The organism is Tumebacillus lipolyticus, assembly GCF_042682745.1.
Classification (GTDB): domain Bacteria; phylum Bacillota; class Bacilli; order Tumebacillales; family Tumebacillaceae; genus Tumebacillus_A; species Tumebacillus_A lipolyticus.
This window is the reverse complement of the sequence record NZ_JBHUIO010000005.1, coordinates 250020-268828: the sequence shown is the minus strand read 5'-3', so window position 1 is coordinate 268828 and position 18809 is coordinate 250020. Positions and strand designations below refer to the sequence as shown.

The window sequence follows — 18809 nt, the reverse complement described above, 5'->3', positions numbered from 1 at the left end:
ATCTTATAATAGGGGCGGGTCGGTTTGTTTGAAAGATGTGGATCGAGTCGATAAGAAAGCGAGGGCTGTCGATGGAGATTGAATCGGGGATGTTGCAAAAGCTGGAGAAGGAAATCGGAAAAGAGAAGATCTGCTCCTGCCTGATCGCTCACCGAGGCGAGACGATCTTCCACTATTATAAAAACAAGAAGATGGAGAGCAAGCTCTTCAAAATCAATTCGATCACCAAAAGCGTGCTTTCGGTGTTGATCGGCATCGCAATCGATCGAGGCGATCTTCAGGGGGTTCACACTCCGATTGGGCACTACCTGCCGCATGTCGGAGCGGATAAGCAGGAGATAACGATCGAACATCTGCTCACGATGACGTCAGGCTTCGAGTGGCCCGAATGGGGCGCGTGGGGCGGTCGACCTTTTCCGATGATTAACAGCGCCGACTGGGTGAAATATGTGCTCGAACAGCCGATGGTCGAGAATGTCGGCGAGCGGATGATCTATAACTCTGGATGTTCCCATCTGCTCAGTGCGATCTTGCAAAAGGCGACCGGCGAAAAAGTAGATGCCTATGCGGAAAAGGTGCTGTTTAAACCGCTTGGGATCGAGGAGTACAGCTGGCAGGAAGATGCGAAGCAGATCACGATCGGAGGGTTCGGCCTCTGCCTGCAGGCGGCCGATCTGCTCAAGCTAGGGATGCTGATGATCCAAAATGGAAGATGGGAAAACAGGCAAATCGTTTCGGAGCATTGGGCGACTCGCTCGACGACAGCCATGTATCACACATATGATCATGTAGGCTCCTACGGGTATCACTGGTGGGTGATGGCTGACGAAACAAAGCGAGCGCAAGATCCATATCTGTTTTTTGCGATGGGCTACGGAGGGCAGTATATCTTCGTGTCCCCAGTCGACCAGCTTGTGGTGGTGTTTACCAGCGATCTGTACAAGAATACATTTCTGCCGCTTCGCCTCTTTCGAAAGCATTTCGTGGAGGGCGCTTGAGGAGAGTCGTGATATTTTAAAGCGGGTGTGTGTGGAAGGACGCGCTTTTGGCGTGCCATGGATCGGCGAACAGCATAGACCGTGGAACACGTTGAGAGGACACCTTGAGAACATCTGAAGAGGATATCTGAAGAGGATATCTGAAGAGGATATCTGAAGAGGATATCTGAAGAGGATATCTGAAGTGAGGAGCCCGACGAGAACCTTTGTGCAAGGAACAGATGGAGAGGGATCGCAAAAGGGAGACGAGATGATCGTCTCCCTTTTTTATACTGTCAGGCGAGGAGTTCTACCATGCCGAGCTCTCTGCCTTCTGGGTCGAAGAAGGAGAACGTACGCTTGCCATCCTGCTCGATCAGCTCGGTCACTCGAACTCCTTTTGCTTGGAGAAACTTGTAGTCTGCCTGCGCGTCTGTCGTCTGGAATTCGCACACGCGGTGCTGCATGACCGATTCGGGCGATTCGACGAGGTTGAACGGGATGTCACGGAAACAGCGGAACCGCGCCTCCGCCAGAGTGGAGGTCGGGCCGGTAAACGCATATTCGAGCTCGGCGCCCAGCACGTCTGCATACCAGACGAGCATCTGCTCAAAGTTGATCACGCCGAGGAAGATTCCGTCGATCCGAAAGAAGTTGTTCGGCGTGCTCGGCCATGCTGGATCGCTGATCACGTTAAACGAGTTGCCGTCTGGGTCCCACACATCGAAATCGACATAATGATAAAAACTTTCCGGCTCTTGCGCCCGCACTTCCGCCTTGTTCAGAAGCTCGTGCGCGCGCATCGCATCGTGCGCTTTAAAATTGATCGGGGGCGAATCGAACTTGTTTCGTTGATCCGATTCGATCAGAGTGAGCAGGGAGCCTTCGGCCAGCCGGAGCGTCGTTCGCTTTGCTTGTCGATCGACCAGCGTCACGCCGAAGTTTCGCACGTACCAGTCGGTCGCAGTCTCCACGTTGGCGACGAGGAAGTACATCTCGTGCAGCGCGATGATGTGCAGGTTGGACGTTTTTGTGGACATGGTGTCATCCTCCAGTTTTAAGCATCAATATTGTGCGACAGGTACCATCAGCAGATAGTGACCGTCCGAAAAACCGGAATACTTCCGCAGCGGTTCCCCGACAGGTCGAAATCCGAACTACTGCACAGTTGCAAAGATCGGCTTGCAGGGAAGCGGCATGTTCGCCTGACAGTGTAAAGTTGCGAACAAGGTGGGAGCATATTTTTCGACCTGCTGATCTGGCGGGATGTTTTGGCTGGCGATCACAAATCCGATCTCACAGCGCGTGCTTTGCGCATCCTGTGGAAAGCGGACATAGCTCGATCGCTCGACTTCCAGCCCGATGGCGCTCAGGCGGCGTTGATAGTCTTGCGCTGAGCAGTTCCATGCTGCTACCCCCGCGCCCACTTCCAGCGGGAGCCAGACGATCGAGCGCGGATGATCCCAATACACCAGATGCACATGCTTTGTCTGTGAATCCAATCCGTTCAAGAATTGATGAGCCACTTGGATCGACAGGAGCTTGGCTGCCGCTTCGTCCCGCCAGCGAGCGAGAAGATCTTCTTTCTGCGCCTGATCGGAGCTTAAAAATTGGCGAATGTCTGCTACGCTGACTCCCGCCTGCCGCAAACTGCTGATCAGCTGGGCTTTTTCAATCTGTGCATCCGAATAGTGACGATAGCCGTTCTCAGAGCGAACTTCGGGGAGGAGCAGTTTGACCTCCTCATAGTAGCGCAAAGTTTTAGGTCGCAGCCCTGTGCGTTCGCTAAATTGACCGATTGTCATCAGCATGATGAGGCATCTCCTACTTCAGTTGTGCTTACTCACAGTATAAAGGTTCCGCTAACTGGAAGGTCAAGGGGCTATGAATTGAAAATCGAGAATCGCGGAGTGTGTTTTCAATTTTGGAAATATCAATCGGTCTGTGTGATATGATGAACAGTATCTAACATTGTGGTGGGAGGACAGACATGTTGTACAGCATTCGAGCGGAGCAAACAGAAGATATCTGCGCGATTAAAGAGGTAAACGATCTCGCATTTGGGAGAGAAGATGAATCGAGTTTGATCGAGGCGATTCGAAGTTCGGAGCACTTCGTTCCTCAGCTCTCATTGGTCGCAGAAACGTCGGCGGGCGAAGTGGTGGGACACATTCTGTTCAGCAAGATTGGGATCGAAACGGAAGGCGGCTTCGTCACGTCGCTTGCGCTCGCACCGATGGCGGTAAAGCCGGACTATCAACAGCGCGGGATCGGCTCCGACTTGGTGCGCGAAGGGTTGGGCCGCTGTGCGGAAGCGGGTTACGGCTCTGTGATCGTGTTGGGTCATCCACAGTTTTATCCGAAGTTCGGGTTCATTCCCGCGAGCGAGAAAAAATTGCAGGGGCCATTTGACGTGCAAGATCAATATTTTATGGTGTGTGAAACACAAATCGGCTCGCTGTCAGGAGTCGAGGGGATGGTGCGCTATCCGGAAGCCTTTTTTAACGTCTAGGCGGCCAGAAGTGCGCTGTGTGAAATCGAGAGGAGGGGTCGAATGTTTTTCGCTGTTCTTCAGCTGATCGGGGGCGTGATCTTATCGTTTGGCTGGATTCCGCAGATCGTGCAGATTGTGAAGACCAAGTCGGTCAAAGATTTGAACAAAAAGACGTTTTGGTTGCTGTTGGCAGGGATCAGCCTGATGGAAGTGTATGCGGTCAGCCTCGCGGTGGACGGTGTAGGATATGCGTTTCTGATCACCAACAGCATGTCGCTCATCCTGATTCTGATCATCATCGGCTTGATGTTCAAATACAAGAAATCTTAATTCCTTGCGCGACCACCCGAGTCATCAGCACACCGACCTGCAACACGCCGCCGTCGGGAGGCTGAGCCCCGAAGGCGGCGTGTTAGGCGGCGCTTGTCGCCAGGAACTCGCTTGCGAAGCGCTCGGAGGCGATCCTGACAGCAGTGACGTTCGAACAGGTTCGCAGCGATGGGGTTTCCGCAGTGGAAGTATCTCGCGAGCGCCCGCAAAGTAGGTCGATCATGTCAAAAGGCGAGGACTAGCAAGGCCCTCCAAGCAGGGAGGGCTTTATTCGATCCGGTAGGTGGCAGAGTTCTGAAGCAGGGGGCGAAGCGGCGCGAGATAGGGCATCAGCTCTTCCGCCTCGGCGATCGTCTTCCAAGCGATCTGCTGAATCTCCGAATCGGTCGTGCGGGCCTCGCCGCCGACGATCTCCCCGCGAAAGGTGAAGAAGACAGCATGCTTGTTGCCCAGTTGACGCTCGCTGAGATGAACGAGCTGTCCGACAGCGACGTCATACCCAGTCTCCTCCTTCGCCTCGCGAACGGCCGCCTGATGCAAGCTTTCCCCATCTTCGCGCAGGCCGCCGGGAAGACTCCAGTAGATTTCATTCTGCACGGCGAGCACGCTGTCTGTCTGCTCATCGTAGATCAAGACATAGGTGACATCATCGCGGATCAGACCTTTTTCAAACATTTAACATCCTCCTCTTAGTCACGAGCATTGCGCATGCGGATCATCGAAAAGTGCAAGCTGGAGCGCAGCAGCGCTTCCTGCAGGGGGAACAGAGAGGGCATCAGGCGCACTTCCACGTTGGCTGCGGCGAGCTGAGCGAACAGATCGCCGACCGGCTCGACCTTGACGGGCGTCACCGCTTCCGGTGAGGTGAAATATCCCGCTCCTTGATCGAGGCAGCTGAACGGCTCAGCCGGCAGGTGGTAGACGTAGAGCTTGGCGGTCAGGATGCGCTTCAGCCAGCCGCTCTCCACCGCGATCACCATGCGGGCTGACGTGTGAGCAAAGTAGCGCTCTCGATCGTCCTCCGTCGTGCGCTCCGTCACATAGTAAGCGATGCGCGGGCAGTCGCGGGGAAAATAGTAGAGCGGAGCGCGCTGGTCATCGATCGCCCAGACTGCCGGTGGCTTGTCCGGATGGGACGGGTGCAGGCGCGGTGCAAAGTGGCGGATGGTCGCATCCTCGCTAAAATGATAGAGCATCTGAGCATCCTCCAGAAATGGTTGTGACCCATAGATTTCCATAGTTGAGGCGAGCTTGTCAAGGGGCAATAAAAAGAGGGTGGCGTTAGGCCAACCCCTCTGCGAGCTGCTGCAACAGCGCATGTGCTGTCGTCTTTTTATCTGTGCACACGTTGACCTCTCCGGTGCGCGAGACGATGTAGTGGGGCGTGGATTCGGTGTAGAGCGAACGGGCTGCGTTGGCCACCACCAGGTCGGCACGCCATGTTTCCATCCGCTGGCGAGCGCGCATCAGCAGGTGGTCGGGGTCAGCATCATGCTCCAGCTTGAAGCCGACGAGAAACGTCTTCGGACTCCATGTCTTGATCTGCGTGATCACTTTCGGCGCCTTTTTAAAGTGGACGATCGGCGGGTTGTCGCTGGCGATCTTGCCGAGGTCGGCGATCGGGCTGCCATCCTGTGCGAGCAGCTTGTCCACCACCCAGTCGGAGACGGCTGCAGTCATGATCAGCCCGTCGATCGCTTCGCTGGTCAGCACTTGCTCCAACTGCTCGCGGAGATCTTCAATGCCTAGAAACGGTAGGAGGCGCAGGCGAGGGTGCGGTTCTGGCAGGCGTGCAAAATAGCCGTGCAGATAGATCACCTCCGCGCCGTCCTGAAGCGCTTGCTCCGCCAGATAGCAGCCCATCGTGCCGCGCGCGAGATTGGTGTGACCGCGCACCTCATCCCATTTTTCTAGCGTGCCGCCGCTGGTGATCAGAATCGTTTTGCTCTGTAGCTTCATTTGGAACCCCTCTTTGTCGTGATCTCGAATGGTGATCGACCGTTGATCGAATCGATCATGGTACGCTCTCCTGCAGGCGAGGAGGAACGACTAGCTCGCGCGTCTGTTTTTTCTGCGCAACAGATCCTGCAGGCCGAACGGGAGGTAGAACAGGAGCACGGAGAGCAGCGCGACCAGTTCCAGCCAGAGAATGTAGTATGGCCACGGCCCGAGCAGGTCGATCAGGGAAGCTCCCCCCGGCTTGTGTGCGAGAAACATGTAGTTGCCGCCCGTCAGCCAGTTGGCAATCCCGACGAGACCTGCGATGATGTTTAAGACCAGCAGGGAGCGCCAGATCGAGTGCAGGGTCGGGCGGTATCCTTCCACGAACACCATGTAGAAGCCGGCGAGCAGGATGGCGCCGTGGGCGATAAAAAACTGATAGGTGCGAAAATGCGGGAAGGAGTAGTAGCCGAGATCGGGCGTGAGCAGCGCTTGCAGCGCACCTCCGATGCCGATCAGAAAGACGAACTCAAACAGCAAAAAGCTCCGCGTGATCAGCATGAAGGCGGCCAGATAGAGCGAAATGGTGCACAGCTGTAGGGGCAGGTTGTAGTCGAGGTGCCAAGAGCGCTCCGCCAAAAACCAAAAGTTGAGCACGAGGTCCGATATCAGCAACAGGCTGGCCAGACCATATCGCACCACGCGTCCGAACCGCTTTTGCTGAAGTTGTTGCCTGTAACGATAGAGAAAGAGAATCGCTGTAAAGATAAGAAATAAGGAGAGCAGATGGCCGAAAGAAAAGAGCACGAACCGATCGGTCAACCCTCCGATATTGAAAAATTCTGACACGAGTATCACCTCGCTTCTCTATCGTCTACTATTGTACAGGCTTGCGTTCCATTCCTGCTTTGTAAGAGAATAGTTGAAAAGGAGGCGTTTGAGGATGAAGAAGCAAACGATACTGTTCCTCGGAGCTGGGCGGATGGCAGAGGCGATCCTATCGGGGCTCTTGGCACGAAAGCGCGACTCGATCGAGGAGATCATCGTCACCAACCGATCGAACGAAGCGAGGTTGGCCGAACTGCGCGCGGCGTACGGTGTGACCGCAACTCGCGATTGGCAGGCACAGGTGGCAGGAGCGGATGCGATCGTGCTCGCGATGAAGCCAGGTCAGGTTCGCGAGACGCTCGTCGAGCTGGCGCCGCATGTGAACGGGCAGTTTGTGTTCACCGTGGCGGCGGGAATCGGCACGGGGATGATGGAGGAACTGCTGCCGGAAGGGACTCCGGTGGCGTGGGTGATGCCGAACACGGCGGCATCTGTCGGCGCGTCCGTCTCGCTCTATACATACGGCAAGAGCGTGCGAGCGGAGCACCGCGCCGTGCTGGAGATGATCTTGGACGGCATCGGCAGCTATGAGGAGTGCACCGAGGAGCAGATTCATCAGCTGACGGCGGTGACCGGCTCGGCTCCTGCCTTTTTGTACCGCTTCGCTGAAGTGTTGGAGGAGACGGCACTCCAGTTTGGCGTGACGAAGGAGCAGGCGCATCGGATGATCGTGGGGATGGTGTACGGCTCGGCGCTGATGCTGAAGCAGGGCGATTCGCCCGCCGCTTTGCGCGATCAGGTGACGACGCCGGGCGGTGCGACGGCAGCTGGGCTGCGCGTGATGGAGGAGCGTGAGTTCCCCGCCCTGATCGGAGCGGCGGTGGAGGCGACCAACCGGCGGGCCAAAGAGATGGCGAAGGAGTAGCGCGATGATCAAAGCCGTGCAAGAAGCGTTTCAGGAGATGCAGAGCGATTGGCAGCAGATGCAGTCGAGCGACATGGACAGCGCAGGCGATGATGCGGATCGCTTTCAAGCTGCTTTCTATCGGTTTATCGATGCGGTGAAAGAGTGGTTGGAGAGCTTGGAGCAAAAGCCGCGCACGACAGCAGCGGCGCTTGACCTGCCCGAGCTTTCCGCCCTCTACGACGAGTTGCCCGCACCGCTTTTGCTCAACTTCGAGACGGAGCTGGAGCTGATCGTCGAAGGGATCGTGCGCGTTGAAGATGCGCGCTACGACGACTGAATAACTTCTGATCCCCGCTCGCATAGGCTGTAAGCAAGTGAGCTTATGCGGAGGGGATCGAAAATGAAAAAAGCGCTGTTGCGCTTGGAGGATGTTGGGCCAGGCGGTTATTACGAGTCGGAGGAGAGCCTGTGGAAGCTGCGGGTGATCGCCGACTTTTTGTCTGCTGCTGACGTACCGTTTCATGTGGCGATGATCCCTCGATTTATCAATCCGAAAACCGGATATGACAGGTCGATCGCCGATCGTCGCGACCCGCATGTGCGGAGCTTCCTCGCGACGCTCGATTATCTGCACAAGCGAGGCGGATCGATCGGCTTGCACGGATACAGCCATCAGTATGGAGAGTCGGTGTCCGGTGACGGATTTGAATTTGCCTATGCAGAATGCGCGACAGACTGTGCACCAGACGATCCGAAAGCGGCCTTTTTAGAGCGAGGTGCGTTCGAAAGCTCCTATGCGTCTAGGAGGATGCGCAACGGGTTTCTCGCCGCGTTTTCCTCAGGTCTTTCGATCGACTGGTTTGAGACGCCGCACTACACCGCCTCGGAGAACCAGCGGCGGGTGATCGAAGGGTGGACGGGGCTGATCTTCGAAAATGATCCGCACAGCGAGGAGACGCGAAAGATCGTGGTCGATGATGCAGACCTGCCGCTGTTTCGCGGGACGATCTATGTGCCGACGCCGCTGTATTACTTGGACGGAGCGCACCCAGAGCAGGATCTGCAGCGGATGTGCGAGCAGAGCAAAAGCTTTCAGGACGGCGAGATCGCCGGATTTTTCTACCATCCCTATCTGGAGTTTCCGTTTATCAGTCGCGAAGGGTCGCGGGTGGTGTATGAGGAGCATTCCTATCTCAAGCGGTTGGTCAGGTGCTTTCAAGCAGAGCGGTTTCGCTTCGTCTCCCTGCTGTCTCAGGTCAGCTTCGTGCCGACGATGCGCCAGACCGACTTTTTCCCCGGACAGGAGATCTGGGTGGGCGACATCGATGGCGATCGCCAGTCCGAGCTGATCGTGCGAGAGCGCGAGACGGGAGACTGGTATGCTGCCTCCGTCAGCTTGGAGCTGTTTCCCTGCCGTCGCTCTGCTCCGCTAGAACCGAGGCGCGTCCTGCGCGGCGTCGGCGGCGGAGAGGTGCTGATCGGCGATGTGAACGGCGATGGCCGGGACGATCTGGTGCTCTGGGATCGGGCGAGCGGAGCGTGGCGCGTGGCGCTGAGCGACGGCGAGTCGTTTCAAGCACCGAGCGTCTGGTTGGATTACTTTGGAAGCGGAGGGATGTGGAAGGCGTTTCTCGCCGACTGGAACGGAGACGGGCGAGCCGATCTTGCGGTGTGGAACAAGGTGACGGGCGCTTGGCGGTTGGCGGAGAGCGACGGCGCTAAATTCTGCCCGCTGCGAGGGGTCGCGTCGGGGCACAGCGGCATCGATCAGCAGGCGCTGTACGCCGATCTGAACGGCGATGGGCGGGCGGAGCTTCTGCTGTGGAACCCGGATAGCGGCTCGTGGAGAGTGGGGAGCTGGCAGGCGGGCGCGCTGCAGATGGAGCGCGATCCGTGGCTGGAAAACTGGGCGGTCGGCAAGGAATGGCGCGTGCGAGTCGGTGATTTTGATCGGGACGGCCGGGCGGATGTTCTCGTCGTCGATCCAGAGCGGGGCGACTGGCAGATCGCCCGCAGCACGGGCGAGCGCTTGGTGCCAGCGGAGTCTGTTCTGCGCCCGTGGGTGGCCGGGCGGGAGATGGAGCCGCTGGTCGGCGTCTGGTCGCCGGACGGGCGGTCGAGCATCTGTGCGCGCAACCGATCGCTGCGCGGCGGGACGGTCGACTTCGCCCTCTCGGTGGTGGGAAAGGGAAAACCAGGTCGCTGAGCGACCTGGTTTTTTGATCGATCGCTTCAGGAGCGACCTTTGTTGCGGGTGATCTCCTCGGCGAGCTCGTTCAGCTCTGCCCAGCGCTCGACCGCCGCCTCCAGCTCCTGTTGCAACTGCTGTTCTTCGTCTGTCAGCTTCTGCAGATGCGTGTAATCGGTGCCGCCTTTGGCCAGCTCCGCTTGAACGGAAGCGATCTTCGCTTCGATGTCGGCGATGCGCTCTTCGATCGAGTCAAACTCTTTCTGCTCTTTGTAGCTAAACTTCAGCTTTTTGGCAGGCAGGTCTTCCGATCCCGCTTTCGCCTCTTCTTTTGGCTTGGTCGGCTTGTCCTTTTCTGGCGCTTGCAGTTCGCGCTCCGCCTGATACTCCGAATACATGCCGAGGTAGGTGCGAATGACAGCATCCCCTTCGAAGCAGATCAGCTTGTCGACGACGCGATCGAGGAAGTAGCGGTCATGGGAGACGGTGACGACCGTTCCGTCAAAATGGTCGAGGTAGTCTTCCAGGATCGTCAGCGTCTGGATGTCGAGGTCGTTGGTCGGCTCGTCCAGCAGCAGGACGTTCGGCTCGCTCATCAGCGTGCGCAAGAGGTACAGGCGGCGCTTCTCTCCGCCCGACAGCTTGGCGATCGGCGTCCACTGCGCGTGCGGAGGAAACAGGAAGCGCTCCAGCATCTGCCCAGCGGAGAACGTCTCACCATCGACGGTGCGGATGTAGGGGGATGCTTCTCGAATGTACTCGATGACGCGCAGCTCTTCGTTCATCTCGATGCTCTCTTGCGTGTAATAGGCCAGCTTGACCGTCGTGCCCGTCTCGATCGTGCCGCTGTCAGGCGCGATGATGCCGGCGATCATGTCCATCAAAGTCGATTTGCCACTGCCGTTCTTGCCGACGATGCCGATCCGATCGTGCGGGCCGATCAGGTAGGAGAAGTCGGAGATCAGCTGGCGAGCTCCGTACGATTTGCTGACCTGCTCAAGCTCGAACACCTTGTTGCCGAGCCGCTGCGAGCCGATGGCGATGTCCATCTTGGTCGCCGCTTTCTCCACCTTTTGATCGCGCAGCGCTTCGGCGAACTGGACGCGCGCTTTCTGCTTGGTGGTGCGAGCTTTCGCGCCGCGATGCAGCCAAGCGAGCTCGCGCCGCAGCAGGTTTTGCCGCTTGTCTTCGCTTGCGTGCGCCTGCTCTTCGCGGGCCGCCTTGTGTTCGAGAAAGGAGGCGTAGTTGCCCTGGTAGGTGTAGAGGTTGCCTTTGTCCAGCTCAAGGATGCGATTGGTCACGCGGTCGAGAAAGTAGCGGTCGTGCGTGATCAGCAGCAAGGCCGCTTTGCTCTTCGCCAAGTAGCCTTCCAGCCATTCGACCGTCTCGTTGTCGATATGGTTGGTCGGCTCGTCGAGGATCAACAGGTCGGCGGGGCGAATCAGGGCGCGCGCCATGGCGACGCGCTTGCGCTGGCCGCCGGAGAGCTGTCCGACGATCGCATCGTAGTCGGTGATGCCCAACCGATTGAGGATCATCTTGGCGTTTGCCTCAAGCTCCCACGCGTTGCCCGCATCCATCTCCTGCGAGAGCTTGACGAGCCGAGCTTGCAGCGCTTCGTCCTCCGGATGTCGCGCAAGGTCGCTCAGCAGTTGCTCATAGTCGCCGAGCAGGCGAAGCAGAGGCGAACTGCTCTGGAAGACAGACTGCAGGACGGTCAGCTGGTCATCGAAGAGCGGGTTCTGCGGGAGGTATTCGATCGAGATGCCGCTTGCGGTGACGATCTGTCCCGAGTCAGGATGATCCGCGCCGGCGATCGCTTTTAACAGCGTCGACTTGCCCGTTCCGTTGAGGCCGATCAGACCGATGCGATCCCCTTGGTCGATGCCAAAGGTGAGGTCTTGGAAGAGAATTTTTTCGCCGTACGTTTTGGTAAGTGAGATGACCGATACGAGATTCATGTAGATCAACCTTTTCCTGCGTTCGATTTGTGAAACATACTGCTAACAGTGTAGCATGAAAAGCCCGCATCGGTTAGCAGAAATGCTGTCCAACCGAATGCGGGCGATCATCATCTATTCTTTTCGATCTGCTTAGCGAGCGTCCGACTCGGCAAGCTCGATCGCAGGTGCCGGCCATTGCTCCAAGGAGTAGGCCATCCCCCAGAAGGAGAGCTCATATTGGGAGGAGATCAAGAAATGCTGCTCCATGCGGCGGCGCTCCTCAGGCGTTGCAAGCTCTGCCAGCGCGTCGAGACGATCGATCTGCTCGGTGACGAGCGTTTCGAACCAGTCGCCGCCATAGGCGCGAATCCACTCCTGGTAGATCGGCTGTTCGGGCGTCGCCCCTTGCAGGCGCTTGCCGATCTCCGCATACAGCCAGTAGCAGGGCAGAAGCGCTGCGATGATCTCGCCGAGCGTGCCGGTGTAGCCGACTGCGAGCAGGTGCGTCGTATACGCATAGGCGGTCGGCGATGGCTCGAAGGCGGCGCGATCTTCGGCGGTGATGCCTAAGCGCGTGGAGAACGTTTCGTGCAGTGACAGCTCCGCTTCGTACGTTCCTTGCGCATGCGCCGCCATGCGGGAGGCGGTATGCAGATCATTTGCGACCGCTGCGCCCAGCGCTTGGACTTTGGCGAAGACGGACAGATAATAGGAGTCGTTGAGGACGTAGTATTTGAAGGACTCCAGCGGTAAGGTGTCATCTGCGATCCCGGTGACAAATGGGTGGTCGAAGCTCGCTTGCCAGCTGGCATCCGCTTTCGCGCGCAATCGTTGGCTAAATTTCATAATCGATTCCTCCTCAGATCTGAGCTATTCTCTCACAATCACTCCTACAATAATAAAACAAATTGCCTTACAATGGAGAGATGAAAACAGGAAGGGATCGTCCGTGAGACGAAACCGCGTGCCATTTTCGACCGGTTGCGGAGAAAAGCGATTTAAATCACGTTTACAGCGCTGATCGAATCGGTGACGGGAAAATGGCTGGACAACACAAACTCAACATGATGGTTTCCGACAGCTTTGACCGAACGTCGTGCTTCGCTCGTCAGCGGAGAGAACAGGGAGAAAGTGAGGAACTGAGGATGAAGACAGCTTTGGTTTTGGGAGGAACGCGCTTTTTTGGCAAGCATCTGGTGCAAGGCCTGTTGGAGCGAGGTGTAGACGTGACGATCGCCACGCGCGGGCAGACGCCGGACGAGTTTGGCGATCGGGTGAAGCGCCTGATCGTCGATCGGGAGAGCAAGGAGTCGCTCGCAGCTGCGATCGGGGATGCGCGCTTTGACGTGGTGTATGATAACATCTGCTATTCGTCCAACGCGGCGCTTGCGGCGGTCGAAGTGTTTTCCGGCAAGGTCGGTCGCTATGTGTTCACCTCGACGCTCTCCGTCTATCCTCTGGCTGCAGATGCGCAGGCGGAAGAGGTGCTCGATGCGCGCCAACTGACGATCAGATGGGGAGAGCGCGACGATTTTTCCTATCAGGAAGGCAAGCAGCAGGCAGAGGCTGTCTTTTTTCAAAAAGCGCCCTTTCCGGTGGTCGCGCCGCGCTTTCCGGTCGTGCTCGGATTGGACGACTATACGAAGCGCCTGCATTGGCATGTCGATCGCGTGAAGGAAGGGTTGCCGATCGGCCTGCCCGTTCCCGAGTCGCGCCAGGGATTTATCTCTTCTGAGGAGGCGGGCAAGTTCCTCGTCTGGTGCGGAGAGGCGGCGATCGAAGGTCCGGTCAACGCTGCTGCCAGCGGCACGGTGACGCTTCGCGAGATGGTCGCAATGGCGGAAGAAGCGGTGGGTAGAGAGGCGCTCATCGCTGTGGAAACTGCGCCGGAGGTGCGCTCACCCTTTGGGATCCCCGGCTCTTACCACATGGATCTAACGAAGGCGGAACAGGCGGGCTACCAGTTCTCCAAGCTGGCCGACTGGCTGCCGCAGCTGATTCGTCAGCTGGTGTGACAGACGAAGAAGCGCGATGCAACGAGGCGACCGCAGCAGCGGTCGTCTTTTTGATTGGCAAACGCAATCCGATCGGCTATATTTTGAGTAATGACTCAATCACTGAGTAAGCACTCAATCAAGGGGGATACGATGAGCGACGAGATGCGGCAGTTTGACCAGATCGAAGAAGAGTTGACCGAAAAGCATTGGAAAATCCTCGAAGCGGCTGTAAAAGTATTCTCAGAAAAAGGATATGGGGCGTCGCGAACCTCTGAGGTCGCCAAGGAGGCGGGTGTGTCGGAAGGCACGATCTTCAACTACTTTAAGACGAAAAAGGATTTGTTGACCTCGATGGTGATCCCGCTGGTGGTACGCTTTTTCCGCCCGCTGATCCTGCTGTCGGTGGAGAAGATCTTTCGGACGCGAAAAGATCGCGAGCTCGAAGATGTGCTGCTCGATGTGATGCGGGATCGGGTCAAGCTGGTGAAGAGCAACCTGCCGTTGATCAAGACGGTGGCTACCGAGGCTGCCTATCATCCGGAGCTGCTTGATCCGATCAGAGAGCAGATGGCGCCCAAGCTGGTGGAGATCGCCGCCAAATTTTTTCAAGAGGAGGTCGCGAAGGGGACGCTGCGAGATGTCGACCCGGTTTTGGCGCTTCGGGCGCTGATGAGCTTGCTCGGCGGATACATTCTGATGCGCGAGGTCATGCCGGAAGCGATGCGCTTGCAAGATGAGGAGACGGAGCTCCGGCGGCTGTTAGATCTGTATTTGCACGGTGTGGCGAAACAGGATCGACAAGAGTGAGATGTAGAGGAGGGCGAGATCATGCAGAGGGGACAACAGCAGGAGATGGTGGTGGAAGTCAGCCATCTGCTGCAGCAGTTTGGCAAGCGAACGGTGTTGCAAGACGTTTCGTTTACGATCGGGCGAGGTGAGATTCTCGGGTTGCTCGGTCCGTCCGGGTCGGGCAAGACGACGTTGGTCAAGACGATCGCAGCTGTTGGTGACTACGCGGGCGGCGAGGTGCGCGTCTTGGGACGGAAGATGCCCGACTATGAGACGATCAAGCGGATCGGCTACATGGCGCAGGCGGATGCTCTGTACCACGATCTGACCGGGTATGACAACCTCCTGTTCTTCGCCGAGCTGTTCGGCGTGCGGGGGCAGAGGCGAAAGCGGCGCATCGAGGAGCTGCTTGCGCTCGTGCAGTTGAGCGACAGTGCGAAGCGTGCGGTTCACACTTACTCAGGCGGGATGAAGCGGCGGCTGTCGCTTGCGATCGCGCTGTTGCACGAGCCGGAGATATTGATCTTGGATGAGCCGACGGTGGGGATCGACCCGATGTTGCGCCAAGACTTCTGGCGAGAGTTTATGCGCTTGAAGGAGCAGGGCGTATCGATCCTGATCACGACGCATGTGATGGATGAGGCGGAGCATTGCGATCGCCTCGGCCTGATCAGAGCTGGCAAGCTGATCGCCTTGGGCACGCCGGAGCAGCTGAAGGCGGAGACGGGGGCGGCGACGATCGAAGGGGCGTTTTTGCGATATGGAGGTGCGCAGTCATGAGAATCTGGGCGCTGACGAAGCGGTTGATGAAACAGGTGATTCGAGATAAGCGCTCCGTGGCGATGCTGTTTGTCGCCCCGCTCTTCGTCCTGTGGTTGCTGTCTGTCGTGCTGACCACCTCGACGACACAGGCAGATCTCGATGTGGTCGAGGTGCCTGACATGCTGCGGGAAGAGTTGCAAAAGACGGATGCGACGGTGAAACAGGTGTCGCTCACCGAAGCGGAAGAGCGCCTGACCGCAGGAGCGTCTGACGGGTATCTGACCGTGGAGGCGGGCAAGGTGCAGGTGCGGCTCGAAGGTTCTGATCCTGCTGTCAATGGGGCTGTGCAGCAGGCTGTTCAGGAAGCGATGAAGGCGACCGCTGAGGCGATGCGGAAGCAAAGCGGACAGAGCGTGCCGCCAGCTGCAGGAGCAGTGGCGCTCGGGGAGCTGGAAGTGAGCTTTTTGCACGGCGGAGAATCGCTGACGAAGATGGACTACTTCGCGCCCGTGCTGATCGGTTTCTTTATCTTCTTCTTCGTCTTTCTCATCTCTGGCGTCTCGTTTTTGCGCGAGCGGACAGGCGGGACGCTGGAGCGCGTGCTGGCGACGCCGATCAAGCGGTTGGAGATCGTGCTTGGCTACTTTTTCGGCTTTGGCGTGTTTGCGATCCTGCAGACGGCGCTGGTGCAATGGTTCGCTCTGAACGTGATCGGCGTGCGATCGGTCGGATCGTTTGGCGCGGTGCTGTTGATCAACATCCTGCTGGCGACGGTGGCGCTGTCGCTCGGAACGCTGCTCTCCGCCTTTGCGCGCAATGAATTCCAAGTGGTGCAGTTCATTCCGCTCGTCGTCGTGCCGCAGATCTTTTTGAGCGGGCTGTTCGACCTGCGCAACATGCCGGACTGGTTGATGAAGCTGTCCGAAGCGCTCCCGCTGACGCATGGTGCGGAAGCGTTGCGCGGCGTGATGATCCGCGGGGAGACCCTCGCCGACATCCAGGTGGCACTGTGGGTGTTGCTCGGATACTGTGTGCTGTTTCTCGCGCTGAACGTCGTCGCGCTGAAAAGGTATCGCCGGGTATAGGAGCGACTGTTTGGGGCAACTTTTCCACAGGCGTATTTCCGACCCTGACACATATCATTGTTTCAGGAGGAGAGCGCGATGACAAAAGAGATGGGCATCTACCCGCTGCATCAGATTCTCGTTCCTAACCCTCCGGTCGAGGAGGTGCCAGCTGCCACCGATCCGGCTGTCAGCGAGCGTGCGGTCATCGGAGTCGGATCGATCATCATCGGAGCGGTCTGCATCGCGGACGATGTGTTCGTCGGCTTCTATAATCTGATTCGCGCCGATTCGTCGCCGCCGTTTTCGATCGGTGCCCGCAGCAACATTCAGGATTTTGTTGCCATCCATTGCCACCCCGCCCAATATGTTGAGGTCGAGGGGAAGCGCTATGGCGTGTACGTGGAGGAAAAGGTCAGCATCCTGCACCATGCGGTGGTGCACGGCCCGCTGTACATCGGTCGCAACACGTTCATCGGTCAGAGCGCCTCGATCAACGGGGCGGTGATCGAGCAGGATTGTGTGATCATGCACGGCGCGGTGGTCACCGGCCTAGTGCGCATCGCGGCGGGGCGGTATGTGGCGCCCGGGCAGTCGGTGTTCACGCAGGAGCAGGCAGACCGACTGCCGCCCGTTCCGGAGCGATATCGCCAGCTGAACGGCGAGACGGTCGATCATTACGTCCGGCTCGGAAAGTCGTATGCCAAACAGGGCTTGCTCACACTTTAACAAGTCACGATCTGCTGACCGCAGCAGCATCGTGACTTTTCATTTACAAATTAGGAATATTGTGTATAAATAGAAATCTAAACAATAAAAAATATTTACAACAATCTCGTCCGAATTCTTTATTCAGGTGTTACAATGAAAGTAGATCTTATCCTATGTGGAGGTGTACCATCTTGAAATTTAAAAGCAAAGCGATCAAAGTTCTGCTGGCGATGACGATGGCTCTGCCGCTGTATCTGCCCTATGGCAGCGAGCAGACAGCTAAGGCAGAAGGGCCGAGCGATCCGGCTCCGGAGATTCAAGCAAAAGTGGCCAATCAGAACTATGGCAAAAAGGTGTTGTTCGACAACACGCATGCACAGACGGCAGGGGCGGCAGACTGGGTGATCAACGGCGCCTTCTCCGATTTTGGCAACGCGCTGGCCAACGATGGGTTCTATGTGAAAGAGCTGCGGAAATCGACGCCGATCACGCTTTCCGATCTGCAAAACTATGATGTGTTTGTCATTCCGGAAGCGAACATTCCTTACAAGCAGACTGAGCAGGCTGCGATGCTGCAATATGTGCAAAACGGCGGCTCGATCTTCTTCATCTCCGACCACTACAATGCGGACCGCAACAAAAATCGCTGGGATTCATCCGAAGTGTTCAACGGCTATCGTCGTGGCGCGTGGACCAATCCCGCGAAAGGCATGAGCACAGAGGAAGCGAACTCCACCGCGATGCAGGGTGTGACCTCTTCCGACTGGCTCGGACAAAACTTTGGCGTCCGCTTCCGCTACAATGCGCTAGGTGATATCACGGCGAACAACATCGTCGCACCGGCGCAGGCGTTCGGCATCACCGCAGGCGTCTCGACCGTCGCGATGCACGCGGGCTCGACCGTCGCGATCCTCGACCCGAACAAGGCGAAAGGCATCGTCTATCTGCCGACGACCACCGCGAAGTGGGGCTCTGCTGTCGATCAGGGCGTCTACAACGGCGGCGGTGTCGCAGAAGGACCGTATGCGGCAGTTTCGAAGGTGGGCCTCGGCAAGGCGGCATTCATCGGCGACTCCTCCCCGGTCGAAGACAGCTCGCCGCGCTATCTGCGCGAAGAAACTGGGACAAGCAAGACGACCTATGCCGGATGGCAGGAGCAAAACGATGCGACGCTGATGGTGAACATCGTCAACTGGCTGTCCACACAGGAAAGCTACACGGCGCTGAACCAAGTGTCTGGCCTGCTGCTCGATCAGCCGACCACCCTGCTCGCGATGGAAGATCCGGCATCGTCGACCGAGCCGCAACCGGAGCCGTGGTCCGCGCCGGCTGCTGGCTACAAGTGGTGGGACCCGACCACGTTTAAAGCTGGCTCTTACGGTGCAACTTCCACTCCGATCCCGACGTTGACCTATTCCTTCGTCCATCAGTCGGTGCTTCCGAACGCTCAGACGTTCCAGCTGAAAGTGGTCGCAGACGGCATGACGCCGAACACGACGCAGAACAGTTTTAACGTCGGCATCTACCTGGCCGGTGGCACGCAGGTGGCGAAGGTGCAAAACAGCAATGGCTCCTGGCCGTCCGCCTACGGGTATGGTGAGAACTTCTCGCTGACGGCGAACAGCAGCGGACATGCTGAAAAAATCTTGACGATGCAGATCAAGCCGGGCACCACCGGTGCAGCGAGCTTGCGACTGCGTCAGACCTCGACCGCGAAGCTGACCACATCGGTCACGATCGACAACGTGCCAGCACAGCCGCTGCCGTAGTCCTATTCACCTTTCGAGAGCCTCCCCTTCCTGATGGGGGAGGCTTTTGTACGATTGATTAGCTTTTGGAAGCTTGTAGTATGCCGCAAGAGGTAGGACGTATGACGTG

19 protein-coding genes and 1 pseudogene are annotated in these 18809 nt (G+C 57.6%); 12 read left to right on the top strand and 8 right to left on the bottom strand.

What is annotated here, in order from left to right; genetic code table 11:
* Positions 1–71 precede the first annotated feature (71 nt).
* Entirely contained in the window at positions 72–998 is a 927-nt protein-coding gene (locus ACFSOY_RS06565; protein WP_386044974.1) for a serine hydrolase domain-containing protein, read from the top strand.
* A gap of 275 nt (positions 999–1273) precedes the next feature.
* Here ACFSOY_RS06565 and ACFSOY_RS06560 read toward each other — a convergent pair whose 3' ends face one another.
* Positions 1274–2017, bottom strand: coding sequence for a VOC family protein (locus tag ACFSOY_RS06560; RefSeq protein ID WP_386044972.1), 744 nt, complete (start codon positions 2015–2017; stop codon positions 1274–1276).
* A 117-nt stretch (positions 2018–2134) separates the two neighbouring features.
* The gene (locus tag ACFSOY_RS06555) at positions 2135–2788 is read right to left on the bottom strand and encodes a helix-turn-helix domain-containing protein (protein WP_386044970.1); all 654 of its coding nucleotides are present in this window, start codon (positions 2786–2788) and stop codon (positions 2135–2137) included.
* Positions 2789–2967: 179 nt separating this feature from the next.
* On the opposite strand from ACFSOY_RS06555, the gene ACFSOY_RS06550 reads away from it, so the two are divergent.
* Together ACFSOY_RS06550 and ACFSOY_RS06545 are read left to right on the top strand one after the other, a co-directional pair.
* Positions 2968–3489 (top strand): GNAT family N-acetyltransferase, encoded by a 522-nt coding sequence (locus ACFSOY_RS06550; RefSeq protein WP_386044968.1) that lies wholly within the window; start codon positions 2968–2970, stop codon positions 3487–3489.
* 42 nt (positions 3490–3531) lie between these two features.
* Positions 3532–3801 (top strand): PQ-loop domain-containing transporter, encoded by a 270-nt coding sequence (locus ACFSOY_RS06545; RefSeq protein ID WP_386044966.1) that lies wholly within the window; start codon positions 3532–3534, stop codon positions 3799–3801.
* Between the two features lie 267 nt (positions 3802–4068).
* Here ACFSOY_RS06545 and ACFSOY_RS06540 read toward each other — a convergent pair whose 3' ends face one another.
* From ACFSOY_RS06540 to ACFSOY_RS06525, 4 genes are all read right to left on the bottom strand, one after another.
* On the bottom strand, positions 4069–4476 hold the full coding sequence (locus tag ACFSOY_RS06540; RefSeq protein ID WP_386044965.1) for an NUDIX domain-containing protein: 408 nt from the start codon (positions 4474–4476) through the stop codon (positions 4069–4071).
* A 14-nt stretch (positions 4477–4490) separates the two neighbouring features.
* A complete protein-coding gene (locus ACFSOY_RS06535) occupies positions 4491–4997 on the bottom strand; it encodes a DUF6886 family protein (protein ID WP_386044963.1) in 507 nt (168 codons plus the stop codon).
* An 85-nt stretch (positions 4998–5082) separates the two neighbouring features.
* Complete coding sequence (locus tag ACFSOY_RS06530) at positions 5083–5760, bottom strand: phosphopantothenoylcysteine decarboxylase domain-containing protein (protein ID WP_386044962.1); 678 nt, start codon at positions 5758–5760, stop codon at positions 5083–5085.
* 90 nt (positions 5761–5850) lie between these two features.
* The gene (locus ACFSOY_RS06525) at positions 5851–6591 is read right to left on the bottom strand and encodes a YwaF family protein (RefSeq protein ID WP_386044960.1); all 741 of its coding nucleotides are present in this window, start codon (positions 6589–6591) and stop codon (positions 5851–5853) included.
* 94 nt (positions 6592–6685) lie between these two features.
* Here ACFSOY_RS06525 and proC point away from each other — a divergent pair, with 94 nt between their 5' ends.
* The 3 genes from proC to ACFSOY_RS06510 all read left to right on the top strand — a co-directional run bounded on the left by proC (position 6686) and on the right by ACFSOY_RS06510 (position 9683).
* Entirely contained in the window at positions 6686–7495 is an 810-nt protein-coding gene (gene proC / locus ACFSOY_RS06520; protein ID WP_386044958.1) for a pyrroline-5-carboxylate reductase, read from the top strand.
* Positions 7496–7499: 4 nt separating this feature from the next.
* On the top strand, positions 7500–7814 hold the full coding sequence (locus ACFSOY_RS06515; RefSeq protein WP_386044957.1) for a hypothetical protein: 315 nt from the start codon (positions 7500–7502) through the stop codon (positions 7812–7814).
* A gap of 63 nt (positions 7815–7877) precedes the next feature.
* Entirely contained in the window at positions 7878–9683 is a 1806-nt protein-coding gene (locus ACFSOY_RS06510) for a DUF2334 domain-containing protein (RefSeq protein ID WP_386044955.1), read from the top strand.
* 26 nt (positions 9684–9709) lie between these two features.
* Here ACFSOY_RS06510 and ACFSOY_RS06505 read toward each other — a convergent pair whose 3' ends face one another.
* Both ACFSOY_RS06505 and tenA read right to left on the bottom strand, forming a co-directional pair.
* Positions 9710–11626, bottom strand: a complete 1917-nt coding sequence (locus tag ACFSOY_RS06505) for an ABC-F family ATP-binding cassette domain-containing protein (RefSeq protein WP_386044954.1) — start codon at positions 11624–11626, stop codon at positions 9710–9712.
* A 132-nt stretch (positions 11627–11758) separates the two neighbouring features.
* Positions 11759–12454: a thiaminase II gene (gene tenA, locus ACFSOY_RS06500; RefSeq protein ID WP_386044952.1), complete on the bottom strand. Its 696-nt coding sequence runs from the start codon at positions 12452–12454 to the stop codon at positions 11759–11761.
* A 299-nt stretch (positions 12455–12753) separates the two neighbouring features.
* On the opposite strand from tenA, the gene ACFSOY_RS06495 reads away from it, so the two are divergent.
* The 6 genes and pseudogenes from ACFSOY_RS06495 to ACFSOY_RS06470 all read left to right on the top strand — a co-directional run.
* Complete coding sequence (locus ACFSOY_RS06495; RefSeq protein ID WP_386044950.1) at positions 12754–13623, top strand: NAD-dependent epimerase/dehydratase family protein; 870 nt, start codon at positions 12754–12756, stop codon at positions 13621–13623.
* A gap of 132 nt (positions 13624–13755) precedes the next feature.
* Positions 13756–14412: a TetR/AcrR family transcriptional regulator gene (locus ACFSOY_RS06490; RefSeq protein ID WP_386044948.1), complete on the top strand. Its 657-nt coding sequence runs from the start codon at positions 13756–13758 to the stop codon at positions 14410–14412.
* A gap of 21 nt (positions 14413–14433) precedes the next feature.
* On the top strand, positions 14434–15174 hold the full coding sequence (locus tag ACFSOY_RS06485) for an ABC transporter ATP-binding protein (protein ID WP_386044946.1): 741 nt from the start codon (positions 14434–14436) through the stop codon (positions 15172–15174).
* Positions 15171–16241 (top strand): ABC transporter permease, encoded by a 1071-nt coding sequence (locus ACFSOY_RS06480; RefSeq protein ID WP_386044944.1) that lies wholly within the window; start codon positions 15171–15173, stop codon positions 16239–16241. Before ACFSOY_RS06485 ends, ACFSOY_RS06480 begins: the two co-directional genes overlap by 4 nt.
* 78 nt (positions 16242–16319) lie before the next feature.
* A complete protein-coding gene (locus ACFSOY_RS06475; RefSeq protein WP_386044942.1) occupies positions 16320–16949 on the top strand; it encodes an LbetaH domain-containing protein in 630 nt (209 codons plus the stop codon).
* A 155-nt stretch (positions 16950–17104) separates the two neighbouring features.
* Positions 17105–18697, top strand: a pseudogene (locus ACFSOY_RS06470) (hypothetical protein); the annotation flags it as partial.
* Positions 18698–18809: the final 112 nt, after the last annotated feature.